A 229-nucleotide genomic window follows, 5' to 3' on the forward strand; every position below is an offset into this window, starting at 1 on the left:
GGTGGCCGCCGCGCTTCGGTTCGGCGGCTTGCGCACTTTCGGTAAAGAGCTTGTCGGCGACGGCAAGTGTGATGCCCGCCGCCATGGCGCGTCCCATGAATTCGCGACGGCTAAGCCCGCCGGCGGTGACACGGCTTGCGAGATATTTCGTGTAGTCGTTCATTCCCCAGTTCCTTCTTTATCGTGCGTTGACAGAACTTCCGGGCAAGTCCGCAGGCGGTTTCCTCTC

Annotated in this window: 1 pseudogene; it reads right to left on the reverse strand. The window is 61.6% G+C overall.

The features are described from left to right. A pseudogene (locus AF337_RS42065) lies at window positions 1-163 on the reverse strand (ABC transporter substrate-binding protein); the annotation flags it as partial. Window positions 164-229: the final 66 nt, after the last annotated feature.

The organism is Rhizobium ecuadorense (assembly GCF_001187535.1).
GTDB classification, from domain to species: Bacteria; Pseudomonadota; Alphaproteobacteria; order Rhizobiales; family Rhizobiaceae; genus Rhizobium; species Rhizobium ecuadorense.